A 16271-nucleotide genomic window follows, 5' to 3' on the forward strand; every position below is an offset into this window, starting at 1 on the left:
GGGGACGGGGTCCCTCACCGGGTGACGACGTCGATCGGCAGGGAGCTGTCGGCGCCGATGTCGGGGGCCGACGGCGCCACGCCCGCCTCGACCAGCCGCGAGCCGAGCGCCGCGACCATCGCGCCGTTGTCGGTGCACAGCCGGGGGCTCGGCACGCGCAGCACGATCCCCGCCGCCGCGCACCGCTCCTCGGCCAACGCACGCAGGCGCGAGTTGGCCGCCACCCCGCCGCCGAGCACGAGGTGGTCGACGCCGGCGTCCCGGCAGGCGCGGACCGCCTTCCTCGTCAGCACGTCGGCGACCGCCTCCTGGAACGACGCCGCCACGTCGGCGACCGGAACCGGCTCCCCCGCCCGCTGCCGGGCCTCCACCCACCGCGCCACGGCGGTCTTGAGGCCGGAGAAGGAGAAGTCGTAGGGGGCGTCGCGGGGGCCGGTCAGGCCGCGCGGGAAGTCGATCGCGGTCGGGTCGCCCTCGCGCGCGGCCTTGTCGATCGGCGGCCCGCCGGGGAACGGCAGGCCGAGCACGCGGGCCACCTTGTCGAAGGCCTCCCCCGCGGCGTCGTCGATGGTGCGGCCGAGCGACTGCACCTCCCGGGCGAGGTCGGGCACCAGCAGCAGGGAGCTGTGCCCGCCGGAGACCAGCAGCGCCATCGACGGCTCGGCCAGCTTGCCGTGCTGCAGTTCGTCGACGGCGACGTGGGCGGCGAGGTGGTTCACGCCGTACAGCGGCTTGCCCAGCGCCAGCGCGTACGCCTTCGCCGCGGCCAGCCCCACCAGCAGCGCGCCGGTCAGGCCCGGCCCTGCCGTCACCGCGATCGCGTCGACGTCGCCCGCCCGCACGCCGGCCTCGGCGAGGGCACGGTGCACCGTCGGCACCATCGCCTCCAGGTGCGCCCGCGAGGCGATCTCCGGGACGACGCCCCCGAAGCGCTCGTGCTCGGCCATCGACGTGGCCAGCGCGTCGGACAGGAGCGTCCGCCCGCGGACCAGGCCGACCCCGGTCTCGTCGCACGAGGTCTCGAACCCGAGCACCAGTGCTCCTCCACCCACCTCGCTCACAACGTCTCCCGTCTCATCACGACGGCGTCGGTGCCGCTGGGCTGGTAGTAGCCGCGGCGCCGGCCGATCTCGCTGAACCCTCGCCGCCGGTAGAGCCCCTGGGCCAGCTCGTTGTCCGCGCGGACCTCGAGCAACACCACCGGGCTGCGCCGGTCGGCCTCGGCCAGCAGGGCGTCGAGCAGCGCCGCGCCGATCCCCTCACCCTGCCGGTCGGGAGCCACCCCGATGGTGGCCACGTGCGCCTCGTCGTCGTAGGCGATCAGGCCCGCGTACCCCACGACGCGGTCCCCGTCCTCGGCGACCAGGTAGTACCGGGTGTCGGTGCGGGACAGCTCGTCGCGGTACATCGCCGCGGTCCAGGTGTCCGGGGCGAAGAGCTCCTCCTCGAGCTCCAGGACGGTGGCCAGGTCCGCGAGCCGCATCGGCCGCAGGCGCGCGGTCACGTCGTCGTCACCGGCTTGAACGTCGTCGGCGGGACGGCGTCGGGACGGCGCAGGTAGAGCGGCGTCAGCGGGCCGGCGCTCGAGGGGTCGGCCAGCTGCGCCGCCGCGGCCCGCAGCAGCCCCGCCGTCGTGACCTCGGCCGGGACGACCTCCGCGCCGAGCCGCTCGGCGAAGCGCGCGTCGCCGACCACCGGGCCCTCGACGGTCAGCTCCTCCGGCCGGACGACGCCCGGGCCGGCGGTGCGCGACCCGTCGGCGGCGTAGGTGGCCCAGTAGACCTCCTTGCGGCGGGCGTCGGTGACCACCGTGCGGGCCCCCGAGCCGATCGCGTCGAGCGAGCAGACGCCGACGGCGGGGATCCCCTGCGCGTCGGCGAGGGCGGCGGCGGTGACCACCCCGACCCGCAGTCCGGTGAACGGGCCCGGGCCCAGTCCGGTGACGACGGCGTCGACGTCGGCGGTCGAGGACCCCGCCTCCGCCAGCACCTCGGTCACGGCGAGGGTCAGCAGCTCCGCGTGCCGGTTCCCGGACGGGACGGCCCGCTCGGCGAGGACCTGGGCCGGGCCCTCCGGTACCCACCGCGCCAGGCCGGCGACCAGCGTCGGGGTGGCGGTGTCGAGGGCGAGGACGAGCACGACCGCCCAGGTTACGCAGCGCCGTCCAGGCGCCGCTCCCAGCCGGGCCCGTGCGGCACCAGCAGCGCCGTCCGGACGTCGTCGTCGCGGCGGTCCAGCCGCACCTCGAGGTGCTCGTCGGCGAGCTGCTCGACCAGCCCCTGACCCCACTCGACGACCGTGACCGACTCGTCGGTCGAGGCGTCGAGGTCCAGGTCGTCGACGTCGGCGACACCGCCCAGGCGGTAGGCGTCCACGTGCACCAGCGGCAGCCGGCCACCGCGGTGCACGCGGGCGATGACGAACGTCGGGGAGGTGACCGGCTCCCGGACCCCGAGCGCCTCCCCGATGCCCTGGGTCAGCGCGGTCTTCCCCGCCCCCAGCGGCCCGACCAGCACGACCAGGTCCCCGGCGCGGAACAACCCGGCCAGGGCCGCGCCGAGCGCGCGGGTGTCCTCCGGTCCGGGGAGCACGTGCTCGCGCTTCACCGCAGGCTCCGCGCGACGGCGGTCAGGTCGGCGAGCAGCCCGGCCCGCGGCGCGCCGTCGGGGCCGAACCGGATCGCCGCGGACGGGTGGTAGGTGGCCCACACGGCCCGGCCGTCCACCTCGTGGGCCCGGCCGCGGGCCTCGGCCAGGACGGTGCGCGGGCCGAGGAACCACTTGGCCGACGACAGGCCCAGCGCGACCACCACCGGCGGGTCCAGCAGCTCCAGCTGACGTCGCAGCCAGCCGCTGCAGCGCGCCACCTCCGGCGCCTTCGGCGTCCGGTTGCCCGGCGGGCGGCACTTCACCACGTTCAGGACGGCGGCCTGGCCGCGGTCGAGCCCGGCCTCGCCGAGCAACTGGTCGAGCAGGGCTCCCGACCTCCCGACGAAGGGCCGCCCGGTGGCGTCCTCCTGCGCGCCGGGGGCCTCCCCGACCAGGGCCAGCCGGGGGCGGCCCGCGGCCGGGACGTCGCCGACCACCACGTGCTGACGGGTCGCGGCCAGCTCCGGACAGGCCACGCACGGCCGGGCGGCGGCGGCCAGGGCGGCCCAGTCCACGGCCGCCGCGGCGGTGCGGGCCACCTCCTCCGCGGCGGCGTCGAACCGGGGCGGCCGGGGTGCGGCCACGGTCAGCACCCCCGCCCAGGGACGTCCGGGAGGCCGGCGACCACGCGGCGCAGCAGCGCGGAGAGCGCGGCGGTGACCTCGTCGGGCTTCTCCAGCAGGACCATGTGGCCGGCCTCGTGGACGACCACGTACTCGGCGTCCGGCAACCGCTTCACGATGGCGTCGGAGTGCTCGCTGGGGATCAGCGTGTCCGCGTCGCCGGTGAGCACCAGCGTCGGGACGGCGCGCAGCGGCTCCAGCGACCCGGTCTCGTCCAGGCCGGCCAGCGCCGGGTAGAACTCCGCGATCACCTCGACCGGCGTGCCGGCGATCATCGAGTCGACGTAGCGGCCCAGGGCGGGGTCGACGTCGGTCGAGGCGAACGACAGCGACCAGGTGACGTGCGAGATGAGGTCGGCGGCCAGCCGGCGGGTGCGCTCGGCGAAGGCCGGACGGCGGCGCATGGTGAACGCCGCGACCGGGAGGAGCGCCGCCCGGACCCGGGTCAGCAGCTCCGGCATCCCGAAGTCGAGGTCGGCCAGGTTCCCGCTGGAGGTGCTCAGCAGCGCGGCGCCGACGACCCGGGTGCCGAACAACTCCGGGCGCAGCGCGGCCAGCGCCATGATCGTCATACCGCCCATCGAGTGGCCGACCAGCACCACGGGGCCCCGCGGCACCCGGGTCTCGATGACCCGCGCCAGGTCGCGGCCCAGCTGCTCCATCGTCGAGTGCTCGGCCGGCCCGCGACCGGAGGCGCCGTGGCCCCGCTGGTCGTAGAAGACCAGGCGGGCCGTGGGCCGGGAGCCGTTGGCGGTGGCCAGTTCCGCGCCCAGCGCCCGTCGCTGGAAGGTCCACGACGCCATCGAGAGCGTGTAGCCGTGCACGAAGACGACGGTCAGGGGCGCGTCCGGCGGCCCGACCTCCTCCACGTCGAGCAGGACGCCGTCGTCGGCCAGGACCAGGGCCGTTCGGTCGGCCCGGCGTGCGGCCGGCCCGAGCGGGTCGTCCTCGCGCAGATCGGCGTCCGACGCCCCGGCCGGCAGCTCCGCCGCCGACCCCAGCCGCTCGGCCCCCACGCGGCGGGCCGCGGCGCGACTGACCCCGATGCCGACCGCGGCGGCGGCCGCCGCCAGGCCGAGGACCGCACCCACGACCCCCGCGCGGGAGTGCGGGTGACCCGTCGCCGGCGGCTTCCCCGCGGCCGGCCGCTTCCTCGCCACCGCCATCAGACGGCGCCGGCCGAGCCGACGTGGCGGCGGGTGAAGCGGCCCCCGATCCGGGTGACCAGCTCGTAGTGGATGGTGTCGACGGCGTCGGCCCACTGCTGCGCGGTCGGCTCGCCGTGGTCGCCCGGCCCCCAGAGGACGACCTCGTCCCCGGCGCGCACCTCGGCGTCGCCGACGTCCAGCACGAACTGGTCCATGCAGACCCGGCCGGCGATGGTCCGGTGCGCCCCCGCGGCGAGGACGGGAGCCCGGTTCCCGGCCGCCCGCGGCACCCCGTCGGCGTAGCCGACCGGCACGAGGACGAGCGTGGTCTCGGTCTCCGGGAAGTAGGTGTGCCCGTAGGAGACGCCCACGCCCGCCGGCACCCGCTTGGTCAGCGCGACCGAGGCCCGCACCGTCATCGCCGGGCGCAGGCCGTGGACCGCGGGGTCCCCGCCCAGTGGGTCCAGGCCGTAGACGGCGACGCCGGGCCGGACCATGTCGTACCAGGTGTCGGGGAGGGCCACGGTGGCCGCGGAGTTGGCCAGGTGCCGGCGGGCGTCGGTCAGCCCGGCCGACCGTGCGATCCCGACGGCCTCCTCGAACACCCGGACCTGCGCGCCGATCGTGGGGTGGGTCGGGGCGTCGGCGTAGGCCATGTGACTCCACAGCCCGACCACCTCGACCTCACCGTCGGCCTGCGCCCGCGCCGCCGCCGCGACCAGCCCGGGCCAGTCGGCCTCGGTGGCGCCCTCCCGGGAGAGGCCGGTGTCGACGAACAGGTGGAGCCGCGCGGGGCGGCCGGTGGTGCGGGCCGCCGCGACCACCTCCTCCAGGGCCCACTCCGCGTTGACCGAGAGCTCGACGTCGGCGGTGAGCGCGGCGGCGTAGTCGGTGCCCGGGGCGTGCAGCCAGGCCAGCACGGGAGCGGTGACGCCGGCCGCCCGCAGCGCCAGGGCCTCCTCCAGCACGGCGACACCGAGTGCGTCGGCCCCACCGGCCAGCGCCGCACGGGCCGCGGGGACCATGCCGTGCCCGTAGCCGTCGGCCTTGACCACTGCCATCAGCGGCCGGCCGACCCGCTCGCGCAGCACCGCGGTGTTGGCGGCGATGGCGTCGAGGTCGACGACCACCTCCGCACGGGCTCTGTTCGTCACGTCTCCTCCTCGCTGGCGCTCGTCGGAGACGTGCCGGTTCCTGCTGTGCCTCCGCGTGACCTCGCGAGCTGGGTCACGTCCCCCAGTCTCCCAGGCCGGGGTGCGGGTCCCGGTGCAGGCGGGCCAGCGTCGCGGGCAGCCGGCGGACGAGGTCGCCGGCGATCAGCGGACCGTGCTGGGCGGCCGCCTGCCCGGCCCGGCCGTGCACGTGCGCGGCGACCGCGGCCGCCTCCACCGCGGGCAGGCCGGTCGCCAGCAGCGCCCCGCCGATCCCGGAGAGCACGTCGCCGGTGCCGGCGGTGGCGAGCCACGCGGTGCCGGTGCCGTTGACGTACGCGGCGCCGTCGGGCGCGGCGACGACCGTGGCGTCGCCCTTGAGCAGGACGACGGCGCCGAGGTCGGCGGCCAGCCGGCGGGCCGAGCCGATCCGGTCCGGGGTCACCTCGACCCCGAACCGGGCGAACTCGCGGTCGTGCGGGGTCAGCACGGTGGGCGCGCCGCGGTCGCGCACCAGCTCCGGCTGCTGCGCGGCCATCGTCAGCGCGTCGGCGTCCACCAGGACCGGCAGGTCGGTGGCCAGCACCTCGGCCAGCACGCCCCGCGCGGCGTCGTCGGTGCCCATGCCGGGACCGACGACCCAGGCCTGCACCCGGCCCGCGTCACCGGGGCGGCCCTCGGTGACGACCACCTCCGGCCAGGCGGCCCGGACCCCGGGCGCCGCCGTCCCGGCGTAGCGGACCAGGCCGGGACGGGTGCGCAGCGCCGCACCGGTGCACAGGACGGCGGCTCCCGGGTAGGTCGAGGAGCCCGCGACGACGCCCACGACGCCCTGCGTGTACTTGTCGTCGCCGGCGTGCGGGACCCGGATCCGCGCCGCGACGTCGGCGTCGGTGAGCTGGTGCGCCGACGCCGCCGGTGGGTCCAGCCCGATGTCGACCAGGTGGACCGTCCCCGCGTACCCGCGGCCCTCCCCCACCACCAGCCCGGTCTTGACCGCGCCGAAGGTGACGGTGTGCTGGGCGGGGAAGGCCGCGCCTCCCACGGCGCCGGTACTGGCGTCGACCCCGCTGGGCACGTCGACGGCGACCATCAGCCCGGGACCGGTGGCCGCCTGCTCCACCAGCTCGGCGGCTGCCGGGCGCAGCCCGCCGGAGCCGCCGATGCCGACGATCCCGTCGAGCACCAGGTCGGCCCGGTCGAGCCCGGTCGCCCCGTCGGGGCCGGTGACCCGGCCTCCGGCGGCGCGCAGGGCGGCCCGGCCGGCGGCGTGCGCCCGGTCGGCGTCCAGGAGGACGGCGGTCACCCGCGCGCCGCGCCGGGCGAGGACGGCACCGGCGAACAGGGCGTCCCCGCCGTTGTTGCCGGCGCCCACCAGGGCGGTGACCCGCACCCCGACGGCGCGGCCCAGCAGCCGCAGGCACACCGTCGCCAGACCCGTCGCCGCGCGCTGCATCAGCGTGCCCTCGCGGGTGGCGGCGAGGACCGGCTCCTCGGCGGCCCGCACCTCGTCGGCGGTGTACAGGCCGATCACGACGTCGCCCCGCCGGCGGTCCCCGGCCTCGTGACCGGGTGCGACGCCCTGCCGGTGCGGGACCTCGCGGGCCCGGTCACGGCGGGCCGTCCTCGGCGCGGACCAGTCCCTCGGCGATCACCACCGCCGAGGCGATGCCGCCGTCGTGGCTCAGCGACACGTGCCAGGAGGTCACCCCCAGCTGCGCCGCCCGCCCGGCCACCGTCCCGCGGACCTCCAGGTGCGGCCGGCCGTGCTCGCCCACGGTGACCTCGGCGTCGTGCCAGCGCAGGTCGCCGGGGGCACCGAGGGCCTTGGCCAGGGCCTCCTTGGCCGCGAAGCGGGCGGCCAGCGACTCGCCGGTGCGCGGGGTCCCCGAGGGTGTGCACTGCTCGGCGGCGGTGAACAACCGGTCGCGCAGGCCCGGGGTGCGGGTGAGCGTCGCGGCGAAGCGGTCCACGGGGACCACGTCGATGCCGACCCCGATGATCACCCGGCCAGTCTGCCCTGCCGCCGTCCGCGGCGCCGTCCCGGCAGGGTCGCCGACCCCGGCGCGTCGCCGCCGACCTCGCGGTGCGCGGCGAGGCCGGCGGCGACGGCGCGGGGACGGCGGGTCAGCTCACTCGACGGTGCCCTCGCGTCGGTTCCGGCACCGCTGCGCTCCTCGCTCGCTGGCGCTCGCCGCGATGCTCACGCCGCCGTCACTCGACGGTGACGGACTTGGCCAGGTTGCGGGGCTGGTCGACGTCGTAGCCGCGGGTGTCGGCGATCTCGCAGGCCAGGACCTGCAGCGGCACCGTCGTGACCAGCGGCGCCAGGAGCGTCGGGGTCTGCGGCACGCGGATGATGTGGTCGGCGTAGGGGACGACGTCCTCGTCGCCCTCCTCGGCGATCACGATCGTGCGCGCACCCCGGGCCCGGACCTCCTGGATGTTGGAGACCACCTTGCCGTGCACCGACTCGCGCGCCCGCGGCGAGGGCACCACGACGACGACCGGGGTGCCCTGGTCGATGAGCGCGATCGGCCCGTGCTTGAGCTCGCCGGCGGCGAAGCCCTCGGCGTGGATGTAGGCCAGCTCCTTGAGCTTGAGCGCGCCCTCGAGCGCCACCGGGAAGGCCACGTGCCGGCCGAGGAAGAGGATCGTGTCCGCGTCGGCCAGGGAGCGGCCGAGCGCGCGCACCGGCTCCATCTGGGTCAGCACCTCGCTGACCGCCTCCGGCATCTGGCGGAGGTCCTCGACGATCGAGGCGACCTCGTCGGCGAACTTGATGCCCCGGACCTGGGCGAGGAAGAGCCCGACCAGGTAGCAGGCCACGATCTGCGCCAGGAAGCTCTTGGTCGAGGCGACGGCGACCTCGGGGCCGGCGTGGGTGTAGAGCACCGCGTCGGACTCGCGCGGGATGGTCGACCCGTTGACGTTGCAGATCGCCAGCACGCGGGCCTTCTGCTCGCGGGCGTGGCGCAGCGCCATGAGGGTGTCCATCGTCTCGCCGGACTGGCTGATGACGACGACCAGCGTGGAGCGGTCGAGCACCGGGTCGCGGTAGCGGAACTCGCTGGCCACCTCGACCTCGACCGGGATGCGGGTCCAGTGCTCGATGGCGTACTTGGCGATCAGCCCGGCGTGGTAGGAGGTGCCGCAGGACACGACGAAGACCTTGTCGATCTCGCGCAGCTCCTGGTCGGAGAGCCGCACCTCGTCGAGCACCAGCTCGCCGTTGTCGCCCAGCCGCCCCAGCAGGGTGTCGGCGACCGCCTGCGGCTGCTCGGCGATCTCCTTGAGCATGAACCAGTCGTGGCCGCCCTTCTCGGCGGCCGCGGCGTCCCAGTCGACGGTGTAGGCGGTCGGCTCGACGACGTTGCCCTCGAAGTCGGTGACCGTCAGGCCGCGCTCGCGGTCGATCTCCACGACCTGGTCCTGGCCCAGCTCGCGCGCCTCGCGGGTGTGCGCGATGAACGCGGCCACGTCGGACCCGAGGAAGTACTCGCCCTCGCCGACGCCGACCACCAGCGGGCTGTTGCGGCGGGAGGCCACGAGGGTGTCGGGCTCGTCGGCGTGGGAGGCCACGAGGGTGAACGCGCCCTCGAGCCGCCGGCTCACCGCGCGCATCGCCTCGGCCAGCCGGCCCGGGCCCTCCGGGGTCTCCGCGTACTGGGCCGCGAGCAGGTGCGCGGCGACCTCGGTGTCGGTCTCCGAGCCGAACTCGACCCCGGCCGCCTCGCACTCGGCGCGCAGCGCGGCGAAGTTCTCGATGATGCCGTTGTGGATCACCGCGACCTTGCCGTCGGCGGACAGGTGCGGGTGCGCGTTGCGGTCGGTCGGCCCGCCGTGCGTGGCCCAGCGGGTGTGCCCGATGCCGATGGTGGCCTCGGGCAGCGCCTGGTCGGCGAGGACCTTCTCCAGGTTGGCCAGCTTGCCGGCCTTCTTCGCCGTCGCCATGACCCCGTCAGCGAGGACGGCGACGCCCGCCGAGTCGTACCCCCGGTACTCGAGCCGTCGCAGACCGTCCAGGACGACGTCCAGGGCGTTCTGCGGGCCGACGTATCCCACGATTCCGCACATTGGGCTGAGGGTACCGGCGGAAGCGGACCGATCCGTCCCTCCCGAGCGTCAACCACCCCTTCGGGGGCGAGATGCTCGCCTCACTCCACCGCGTGACCGGTCGACTCAGGGCGCTCGAGCTCACGAGGAGTGAGGAGGGGGCCTCCCCTCGGTGGACCGTGACACCGGTCGACTCCCGCGCGTCCGGTCCGCTCCCCGCCCGCCGGCGCTCGCAGCGGTGCTCCTGCGGTCGTCAGTCGACCGAGGCGACGACCTCCGCCAGCCGGCCGGCGATCGCGTCGGCCTGCTCCTGGGTCGGCGCCTCGACCATCACGCGGACCAGCTGCTCGGTGCCCGACGGGCGCAGCAGCACCCGGCCGTCGTCGCCCAGCTCGGCCTCGCACGCGTTCACCGCGTCGGCGACCGTGTCGCTCTCCACCACCGCGAGGCGGTCGCGGACCGGCACGTTGACCAGCACCTGGGGCAGCCGCCGCACCACCGACGTCAGCTCCGCGAGTGAGCTGCCGGTGTCCGCCATGCGGGACAGCAGCGACAGGCCGGTCAGCAGCCCGTCGCCGGTGGTGGCGTGGTCGAGGAACACCAGGTGCCCGCTCTGCTCCCCGCCGAGGCTCAGGCCCTTCTCCCGGAGTGCCTCGAGCACGTAGCGGTCGCCGACGGCGGTGGTGTGCACCGCGATCCCGGCGTCGCGCATGGTGTGGTGGAAGCCGAGGTTGCTCATCACCGTGGCGACGACGGTGTCGTCGGCGAGCTCACCGCGTTCCTTGAGGGCGAGCGCACACACCGCCAGGATCGCGTCGCCGTCGACCTGCTCGCCGCTGGCGCTCACCGCGAGGCAGCGGTCGGCGTCCCCGTCGTGGGCGATGCCCAGGTCGGCACCGTGCGCCCGGACGGCCTCGGTCAGCGGGCCGAGGTGGGTGGAGCCGATGCCGTCGTTGATGTTCCAGCCGTCGGGCTCCCCGCCGATGACGTGCACCGTGGCCCCGGCCCGGCGGTACACCTCGGGACCGACCGCCGCGGCGGCGCCGTGGGCGCAGTCGACGACGAGGGTCAGGCCGGACAGCGGCTTGTGCACCGTCGACAGCAGGTGCTCGATGTAGGTGCCGGCGGCGTCGGGGAGGTCCCGCACGCGACCGATCTCCGCGCCTGTCGGCCGGGGACCGGCCCCGTGCCCGGCGGTGACGACCTGCTCGATCGCGGCCTCGACGGCGTCGGGCAGCTTGTGCCCGCCGCGGCTGAACAGCTTGATGCCGTTGTCGGGCATCGGGTTGTGGCTGGCGGAGATCATCACGCCGAGGTCTGCGCCGGTGTGCGCCGTGAGGTGGGCGATCGCCGGGGTGGGCAGCACCCCGACCCGCAGCACCTCGGCACCGGCACTGGTGAGGCCCGCCACGACAGCGGCCTCGAGCATCTCCCCACTGGCGCGGGGGTCACGGCCGACGACCGCGACGGGACGCGAGGTCCCGTCGCGGTCGGCGAGCACGCCGGCGGCAGCACGTGCCACCAAGAGGGCCAACTCCGGCGTGAGGTCGGCGTTGGCCCGACCCCGGACGCCGTCGGTCCCGAAGAGGCGACCCACGGGCGTACCGGTCAGCGCTTCGAGTACTGAGGCGCCTTGCGCGCCTTCTTCAGGCCGTACTTCTTCCGCTCGGTGACCCGCGGGTCACGCGTGAGGAAGCCGGCCTTCTTGAGGGCCGGACGGTCCTCGGCGTCGACCTCGACGAGCGCGCGGGCGATCGCCAGGCGCAGCGCGCCGGCCTGGCCGCTGACGCCACCGCCCTTGAGGATGCCGACGACGTCGTACTGCTCGGCCCGCTCCACGGTCACCAGCGGCTCACGGATGAGCTGCTGGTGCACCTTGTTCGGGAAGTACTGCTCGATGGTCCGGCCGTTGAGCCGGAACTGGCCGGTGCCGGGCAGCAGCCGCACGCGGACGACGGCCTCCTTGCGCCGGCCGACGGTCTGCACCGGACGCCCCTCGGCGTCGGTCACGGTCAGTGCGCTGGTCACTGGGCCACCTGCTTGATCTCGTAGGGCTGGGGCTGCTGCGCGGCGTGCGGGTGCTCCGGCCCGGCGTACACCTTCAGCTTCTTGAGCATCTGCCGGCCCAGGCTGTTGTGCGGCAGCATCCCCTTGACGGCGCGCTCGATGACGCGGTCGGGATGGGTGCGCAGCTGGTCGCCGACCGGGATGGCCTTGAGGCCGCCCGGGTAGCCCGAGTGGCGGTAGGCGATCTTCTGGTCGCGCTTGGAGCCGGTCAGCGCCACCTTGCCGGCGTTGACGATGACGACGAAGTCGCCGACGTCCACGTGCGGGGCGTACTGGGGCTTGTGCTTGCCGCGGAGCAGGACCGCGGTCTGGCTGGCGAGTCGACCGAGCACCACGTCAGTGGCGTCGATGACGTGCCAGGCCCGGCTGACCTCGCCGGGCTTGGGGGTGTACGTGCGCACGGCGCTCGTGTCCTCCGTCGTCGTCGGATCGGCTGGTGGGATCGCCTCACCGAGCACGGGAGACGGTGCAGCGCGCGCGGGCACCAGCCGGCCCGCGCGCCAGCCGACCACGATACCAGCCCGCCGGTCCCGGGCCTCCGGCCGAGCGGGTGGACCGCTCAGCTCACCTCGTGCAGCTGGCCGGACTCGACGTCGTAGACGGTGCCCCTGACCTCGCGGGAGAGGAGGTAGGGGCTCTCGTGGATCAGCCGCATCGACTCGCGCACGTCCTCCTCGGCGTCCCGGAAGGCACGCACCGCCCACGGGGGCCGACGCCCGGTGGCCTGCTCGACCAGGTCGGCGAAGGAGTTGTCGTCCGTGGCCTGCAGGCCGCACTGGGTGTGGTGCACGAGCAGGATCTCGCGGGTGCCGAGCACGTGCTGGGAGACGGTGAGCGACCGGACGACGTCCTCGGTGATGACGCCGCCGGCGTTGCGGATGACGTGCGCGTCGCCGACCTCCAGACCGAGCATCTGGAACAGCGGCATCCGGGAGTCCATGCAGGCCACCACGGCCACCCGCCGGGCCGGACGCACGTCCTTCGAGCCGGGGAACCGCCGCGCCCACTCCGTGTTGGCCGCCAGCATGCGGTCGATCTCGCTCACGCCCACCCCTCCCGCTCGCGTCTGCGCCGAACCCTAACCGCGCAGCCGCGCCGGCTCACACCGGGACGGCGGTGACCAGGGAGCTGTTCGGGCCCACCCGTACGGCCCCCTGCCAGCGCAGGCCGGTCGCCTCGAACAGCTCCCGCCACTCCGCCTCCGTGCGCTCCCGGCCGCCCGCGCTGACCAGCATCATCAGGTCGAGGAAGGCCACGCGCGCGTCGGTGTTGGGCGGGCCGACCACCGCGTCGTGCACCAGGAGGACCGCCTCCGGCCCCAGCGCCGCGCGCACCCGCCGCAGGATCGCCCGGGCCTCGTCGTCGGGCCAGTCGTGCAGGATCCGGCTGAGCAGGTAGGCGTCGGCACCGTCGGGCACCTCGGCGAAGAAGTCGCCCGGCACCACCGTCACCCGGTCGGCCACCCCGGCCTCCCGCAGCACGTCGCCCGCTCCGGCGAGCACCTGCGGCTGGTCGAACAGCAGCCCGCGCAGCCCGGGGTGCGCGCGGAGCACCGAGGACAGCAGGGCCCCGGTGCCGCCCCCGACGTCGGCGAGCACCCGGTACCGCCCGAAGTCGTGCGCGGCGAGGAACCCGGCGGTGAGGGCCCGGGAGAGGGTGCGCATCGCCGCGTCGAACACCTCCTGCTCCTCGGGGTGCTGACGGCGGTACTCCCACACGTCCACGCCGAGGGCGTGCCGGGCCGCGTTCTCCCCCGTCCGAACGCTGTGCAGCAACTCCCCCCAGGCTCGCCACTCGTAGGCCGCGCAGAACATGCGCGCGAGGGGGTCGACGGAGAGCGGGTGGTCGGTGCGCAGGTACTGCCCGGTCGCCCCGAGGGAGAAGGTCCGCTCCTCGCCCTCCACGAAGACCCCGATCGCGGCCAGCGCCCGCAGCAACCGGTAGAGGGTCGGCTCGTGGGTCGCGGTCGCCCGGGCCAGGTCGGCGACCGGCCGGGGACCGTCCCGGAGCAGGTCGGCGATGCCCAGCCGCGCGGCCACGGTCAGCGCCTGCGACCGCTGGTAGCCCCGCACCAGGTCGGCGAGCTCCTGGTAGGCCGCCGTCGCCGTCTCGGTCACCTCGACCTCCCGGGGAGCACCGGTCCGCCCTCCCGTGAGGATGCCCCTCGACGCCGCCGCGCGGCACCCCGGTCAGATCCGGCGACGCACTCCCTCGGGGGTCCGGGCGCGGGCGATCGGTCAGGATGTGCCCCGTGCGCACGGTCGAGGAACACCAGGCGGTCGTGGCCGCCCTCCTGCCGGACATGCCCGTGGAGGAGGTGTCGCTGGCCGCGGCGCACAACCGCGTCCTCGCGCGGGACCTGACCGCGGCCGTGGCGCTGCCGGGCTTCGACAACTCCGCCATGGACGGGTACGCCGCGCGGTGGGCGGAGGTGTCGGCCCCGCCGGTGCGGCTGCCGGTCTCCGACGACGTCCCGGCCGGGCGCACCGACGTCCGGCCGCTGGCGCCGGGGACGGTGCAGCGGATCATGACCGGCGCCCCCGTGCCCGCCGGCGCGGACGTCATCGTGCCCGTGGAGCTCACCGACGGCGGCACCGAGGTGGTGGAGATCCGGGACGCCCCCGCGCGCGGCACCCACGTGCGCGCGGCCGGGGAGGACATCGCCGCGGGCGCCGTCGCCCTGACCGCCGGGACCCCGCTGGGCGCCGCGCACCTGGGCCTGGCCGCCGCGGTGGGTGCCCGGACGCTGACCGTGCGCCGCCGTCCGCGCGTGCTGGTGCTCTCCACCGGCAGCGAGCTGGTCGAGCCCGGGGAACCGCTGCTGCCCGGCCAGATCTACGAGTCGAACTCCGCCCTGCTGGTCGCCGCGGTCGAGGACGCCGGCGGCGCGGCCCGGCGGCTGCACTTCGTGCCCGACGACGTCGACCAGTTCCTCGCCACGGTCCGCGCGGAGCTGGCGACCGCCGACCTGCTGGTGACCAGCGGCGGGGTCAGCGCCGGCGCCTACGAGGTGGTCAAGGACGCCTTCCGGGCGCTGGGCACCGTCGAGTTCGTCAAGGTGGCCATGCAACCCGGCGGTCCGCAGGGCGCGGGCACGGTGGACGGCGTCCCGGTGGTCACCCTGCCCGGGAACCCGGTCAGCTCGTTCGTCTCCTTCGAGGTGTTCGTTCGACCCGCGCTGCGCCGTGCGCTCGGGCACGCCGCTCCCGGCCGGCTGCGCGCCCCGGCCACGCTGACCGCCCCGCTGCGCTCCCCCGCCGGCCGCCGCCAGTTCCTGCGCGGCCGCTACGACGGCGGTCAGGTCTCCCAGGTCGGCGGCCCCGGGTCGCACCTGGTGGCGCACCTGGCCCGCGCCAACTGCCTGGTCGTCGTCCCCGAGGACGTGACCGAACTGCCCGCCGGCGCCGACGTCGACGTCGTGCTGATCGAAGGAGCCCTCCAGTGACCGGTGACCCCGCCAGCATCGACCCGACGGCGGACAACCCGACCCGCGAGGACGGCGTGCACTCGCCCCTCGCCGAGCCGCGACTCACCCACGTCGACGCGGCCGGAGCAGCCCGCATGGTCGACGTCTCGGCCAAGCCGGTGACCGCCCGGGAGGCCACCGCGGCCGGGCGGGTCCTCGTCAGTCCCGAGGTCGTCGCCCTGCTGCGCGGTGAAGGGGTGCCCAAGGGCGACGCGGTCGCCGTCGCGCGGATCGCCGGCATCGCCGGGGCCAAGCGCACGCCCGACCTCGTGCCGCTGTGCCACCCGATCGCCCTGCACGGGGTCACCGTCGACGTCAGCGTCGCCGACGACGCCGTCGAGATCACCGCCACCGCGCGCACCGCCGACCGCACCGGGGTGGAGATGGAGGCGCTCACCTCCGTCGCCGTGGCCGGGCTGACCGTCATCGACATGGTCAAGGCCGTCGACCCGCGGGCCACGATCACCGACGTCCGGCTGCTGGCCAAGTCCGGTGGGAAGAGCGGGGAGTGGCAGCGGTGACCGGGCTCCCCGACGACGCCCGCGCCGTCGTCGTCACCGCCTCCAACCGCGCCGCCGCCGGGGTCTACGCCGACCGCAGCGGGCAGGCGCTCGCCGAGGGCCTGGCCGAGCTGGGCTTCACCGTCGAGGGCCCGCACGTGCGCCCCGACGACGTCGCCGAGCTCGAGGTGGTGCTGCGCGAGGCGGTCGCGACCGGCGCCGACGTGGTGCTCACCACCGGCGGCACCGGGCTCTCGCCCACCGACGTCACCCCGGAGGCGACGCGGGCGGTGCTCGAGCGGGAGGCGCCGGGCATCGCCGAGGCGGTCCGCCGGTACGGCGAGCCGACGGTGCCCACGTCGGTCCTCTCGCGGGGGCTCGCCGGCACGGCGGGGCGGACGCTGATCGTCAACCTGCCCGGCTCGACCGGCGGGGTGCGGGACGGGCTCGCGGTGCTCGGTCCGCTGCTGCCACACGTGGTGAGCCAGCTGCGCGGCGGCGACCACTGAGCACACTGTCGCGCTCCGCGCTCCAACCGCGGCCGGGGGACGTCCCCGGCCTGCGCTGAGCCCACCCCGGCGACCCGACGGGGACCCTCCGGGTCCGCCATCG

The 16271-nt window shown here is 75.9% G+C and carries 18 protein-coding genes; 3 read left to right on the forward strand and 15 right to left on the reverse strand.

The features are described 5' to 3' along the window. Positions 1 to 14 precede the first annotated feature (14 nt). The 15 genes from tsaD to ACI79I_RS13800 all read right to left on the reverse strand — a co-directional run bounded on the left by tsaD (position 15) and on the right by ACI79I_RS13800 (position 13810). Complete coding sequence (gene tsaD, locus ACI79I_RS13730; protein ID WP_456992895.1) at positions 15 to 1034, reverse strand: tRNA (adenosine(37)-N6)-threonylcarbamoyltransferase complex transferase subunit TsaD; 1020 nt, start codon at positions 1032 to 1034, stop codon at positions 15 to 17. A 23-nt stretch (positions 1035 to 1057) separates the two neighbouring features. Next, the gene (gene rimI, locus ACI79I_RS13735) at positions 1058 to 1504 is read right to left on the reverse strand and encodes a ribosomal protein S18-alanine N-acetyltransferase (RefSeq protein WP_456992896.1); all 447 of its coding nucleotides are present in this window, start codon (positions 1502 to 1504) and stop codon (positions 1058 to 1060) included. Further along, positions 1501 to 2139, reverse strand: a complete 639-nt coding sequence (tsaB, locus tag ACI79I_RS13740) for a tRNA (adenosine(37)-N6)-threonylcarbamoyltransferase complex dimerization subunit type 1 TsaB (protein WP_456992897.1) — start codon at positions 2137 to 2139, stop codon at positions 1501 to 1503. The genes rimI and tsaB overlap by 4 nt, the downstream gene beginning before the upstream one ends. Positions 2140 to 2150: 11 nt before the next feature. Then, positions 2151 to 2606, reverse strand: a complete 456-nt coding sequence (gene tsaE / locus ACI79I_RS13745) for a tRNA (adenosine(37)-N6)-threonylcarbamoyltransferase complex ATPase subunit type 1 TsaE (RefSeq protein ID WP_456943801.1) — start codon at positions 2604 to 2606, stop codon at positions 2151 to 2153. Next, positions 2603 to 3232 (reverse strand): uracil-DNA glycosylase, encoded by a 630-nt coding sequence (locus ACI79I_RS13750; RefSeq protein WP_456992898.1) that lies wholly within the window; start codon positions 3230 to 3232, stop codon positions 2603 to 2605. Before ACI79I_RS13750 ends, tsaE begins: the two co-directional genes overlap by 4 nt. Positions 3233 to 3234: 2 nt before the next feature. Next, a complete protein-coding gene (locus ACI79I_RS13755; protein WP_456992899.1) occupies positions 3235 to 4437 on the reverse strand; it encodes an alpha/beta fold hydrolase in 1203 nt (400 codons plus the stop codon). Further along, complete coding sequence (alr, locus tag ACI79I_RS13760) at positions 4437 to 5573, reverse strand: alanine racemase (protein ID WP_456992900.1); 1137 nt, start codon at positions 5571 to 5573, stop codon at positions 4437 to 4439. Before alr ends, ACI79I_RS13755 begins: the two co-directional genes overlap by 1 nt. 73 nt (positions 5574 to 5646) lie before the next feature. Then, positions 5647 to 7104 carry an NAD(P)H-hydrate dehydratase gene (locus ACI79I_RS13765; protein WP_456992901.1) on the reverse strand — a complete coding sequence of 486 codons (1458 nt, stop codon included), beginning with the start codon at positions 7102 to 7104 and terminating at the stop codon, positions 5647 to 5649. 76 nt (positions 7105 to 7180) lie between these two features. Beyond that, positions 7181 to 7576, reverse strand: a complete 396-nt coding sequence (locus ACI79I_RS13770) for a holo-ACP synthase (RefSeq protein WP_456992902.1) — start codon at positions 7574 to 7576, stop codon at positions 7181 to 7183. A gap of 208 nt (positions 7577 to 7784) precedes the next feature. Next, positions 7785 to 9647: a glutamine--fructose-6-phosphate transaminase (isomerizing) gene (glmS, locus tag ACI79I_RS13775; protein ID WP_456992903.1), complete on the reverse strand. Its 1863-nt coding sequence runs from the start codon at positions 9645 to 9647 to the stop codon at positions 7785 to 7787. Between the two features lie 232 nt (positions 9648 to 9879). After that, positions 9880 to 11223: a phosphoglucosamine mutase gene (gene glmM / locus ACI79I_RS13780; protein ID WP_456992904.1), complete on the reverse strand. Its 1344-nt coding sequence runs from the start codon at positions 11221 to 11223 to the stop codon at positions 9880 to 9882. A gap of 11 nt (positions 11224 to 11234) precedes the next feature. Then, complete coding sequence (rpsI, locus tag ACI79I_RS13785; RefSeq protein ID WP_456992905.1) at positions 11235 to 11654, reverse strand: 30S ribosomal protein S9; 420 nt, start codon at positions 11652 to 11654, stop codon at positions 11235 to 11237. Beyond that, positions 11651 to 12094, reverse strand: coding sequence for a 50S ribosomal protein L13 (gene rplM / locus ACI79I_RS13790; protein WP_456992906.1), 444 nt, complete (start codon positions 12092 to 12094; stop codon positions 11651 to 11653). The genes rpsI and rplM overlap by 4 nt, the downstream gene beginning before the upstream one ends. A gap of 158 nt (positions 12095 to 12252) precedes the next feature. Beyond that, positions 12253 to 12738: a beta-class carbonic anhydrase gene (locus tag ACI79I_RS13795; protein WP_456992907.1), complete on the reverse strand. Its 486-nt coding sequence runs from the start codon at positions 12736 to 12738 to the stop codon at positions 12253 to 12255. Between the two features lie 55 nt (positions 12739 to 12793). Beyond that, complete coding sequence (locus ACI79I_RS13800) at positions 12794 to 13810, reverse strand: methyltransferase (RefSeq protein ID WP_456992908.1); 1017 nt, start codon at positions 13808 to 13810, stop codon at positions 12794 to 12796. A gap of 125 nt (positions 13811 to 13935) precedes the next feature. On the opposite strand from ACI79I_RS13800, the gene moeA reads away from it, so the two are divergent. From moeA to ACI79I_RS13815, 3 genes are read left to right on the forward strand one after another with little or no spacing between them, the layout of a single operon-like run. Then, complete coding sequence (gene moeA, locus ACI79I_RS13805; RefSeq protein ID WP_456992909.1) at positions 13936 to 15138, forward strand: molybdopterin molybdotransferase MoeA; 1203 nt, start codon at positions 13936 to 13938, stop codon at positions 15136 to 15138. Next, positions 15135 to 15680, forward strand: coding sequence for a cyclic pyranopterin monophosphate synthase MoaC (moaC, locus tag ACI79I_RS13810; RefSeq protein WP_456992910.1), 546 nt, complete (start codon positions 15135 to 15137; stop codon positions 15678 to 15680). Before moeA ends, moaC begins: the two co-directional genes overlap by 4 nt. Further along, on the forward strand, positions 15677 to 16168 hold the full coding sequence (locus ACI79I_RS13815; RefSeq protein ID WP_456992911.1) for a MogA/MoaB family molybdenum cofactor biosynthesis protein: 492 nt from the start codon (positions 15677 to 15679) through the stop codon (positions 16166 to 16168). Before moaC ends, ACI79I_RS13815 begins: the two co-directional genes overlap by 4 nt. The last annotated feature ends 103 nt before the right edge of the window (positions 16169 to 16271 follow it).

The sequence above is a fragment of the Geodermatophilus sp. SYSU D01105 genome (genome assembly GCF_054050095.1).

Bases quoted from the DNA above. Each gene is read 5' to 3' on its own strand.
- ACI79I_RS13755 (WP_456992899.1), bottom strand. From the start codon at position 4,437: ATGGCGGTGGCGAGGAAGCGGCCGGCCGCGGGGAAGCCGCCGGCGACG.
- glmS (WP_456992903.1), bottom strand. From the start codon at position 9,647: ATGTGCGGAATCGTGGGATACGTCGGCCCGCAGAACGCCCTGGACGTC.
- moeA (WP_456992909.1), top strand. From the start codon at position 13,936: ATGTGCCCCGTGCGCACGGTCGAGGAACACCAGGCGGTCGTGGCCGCC.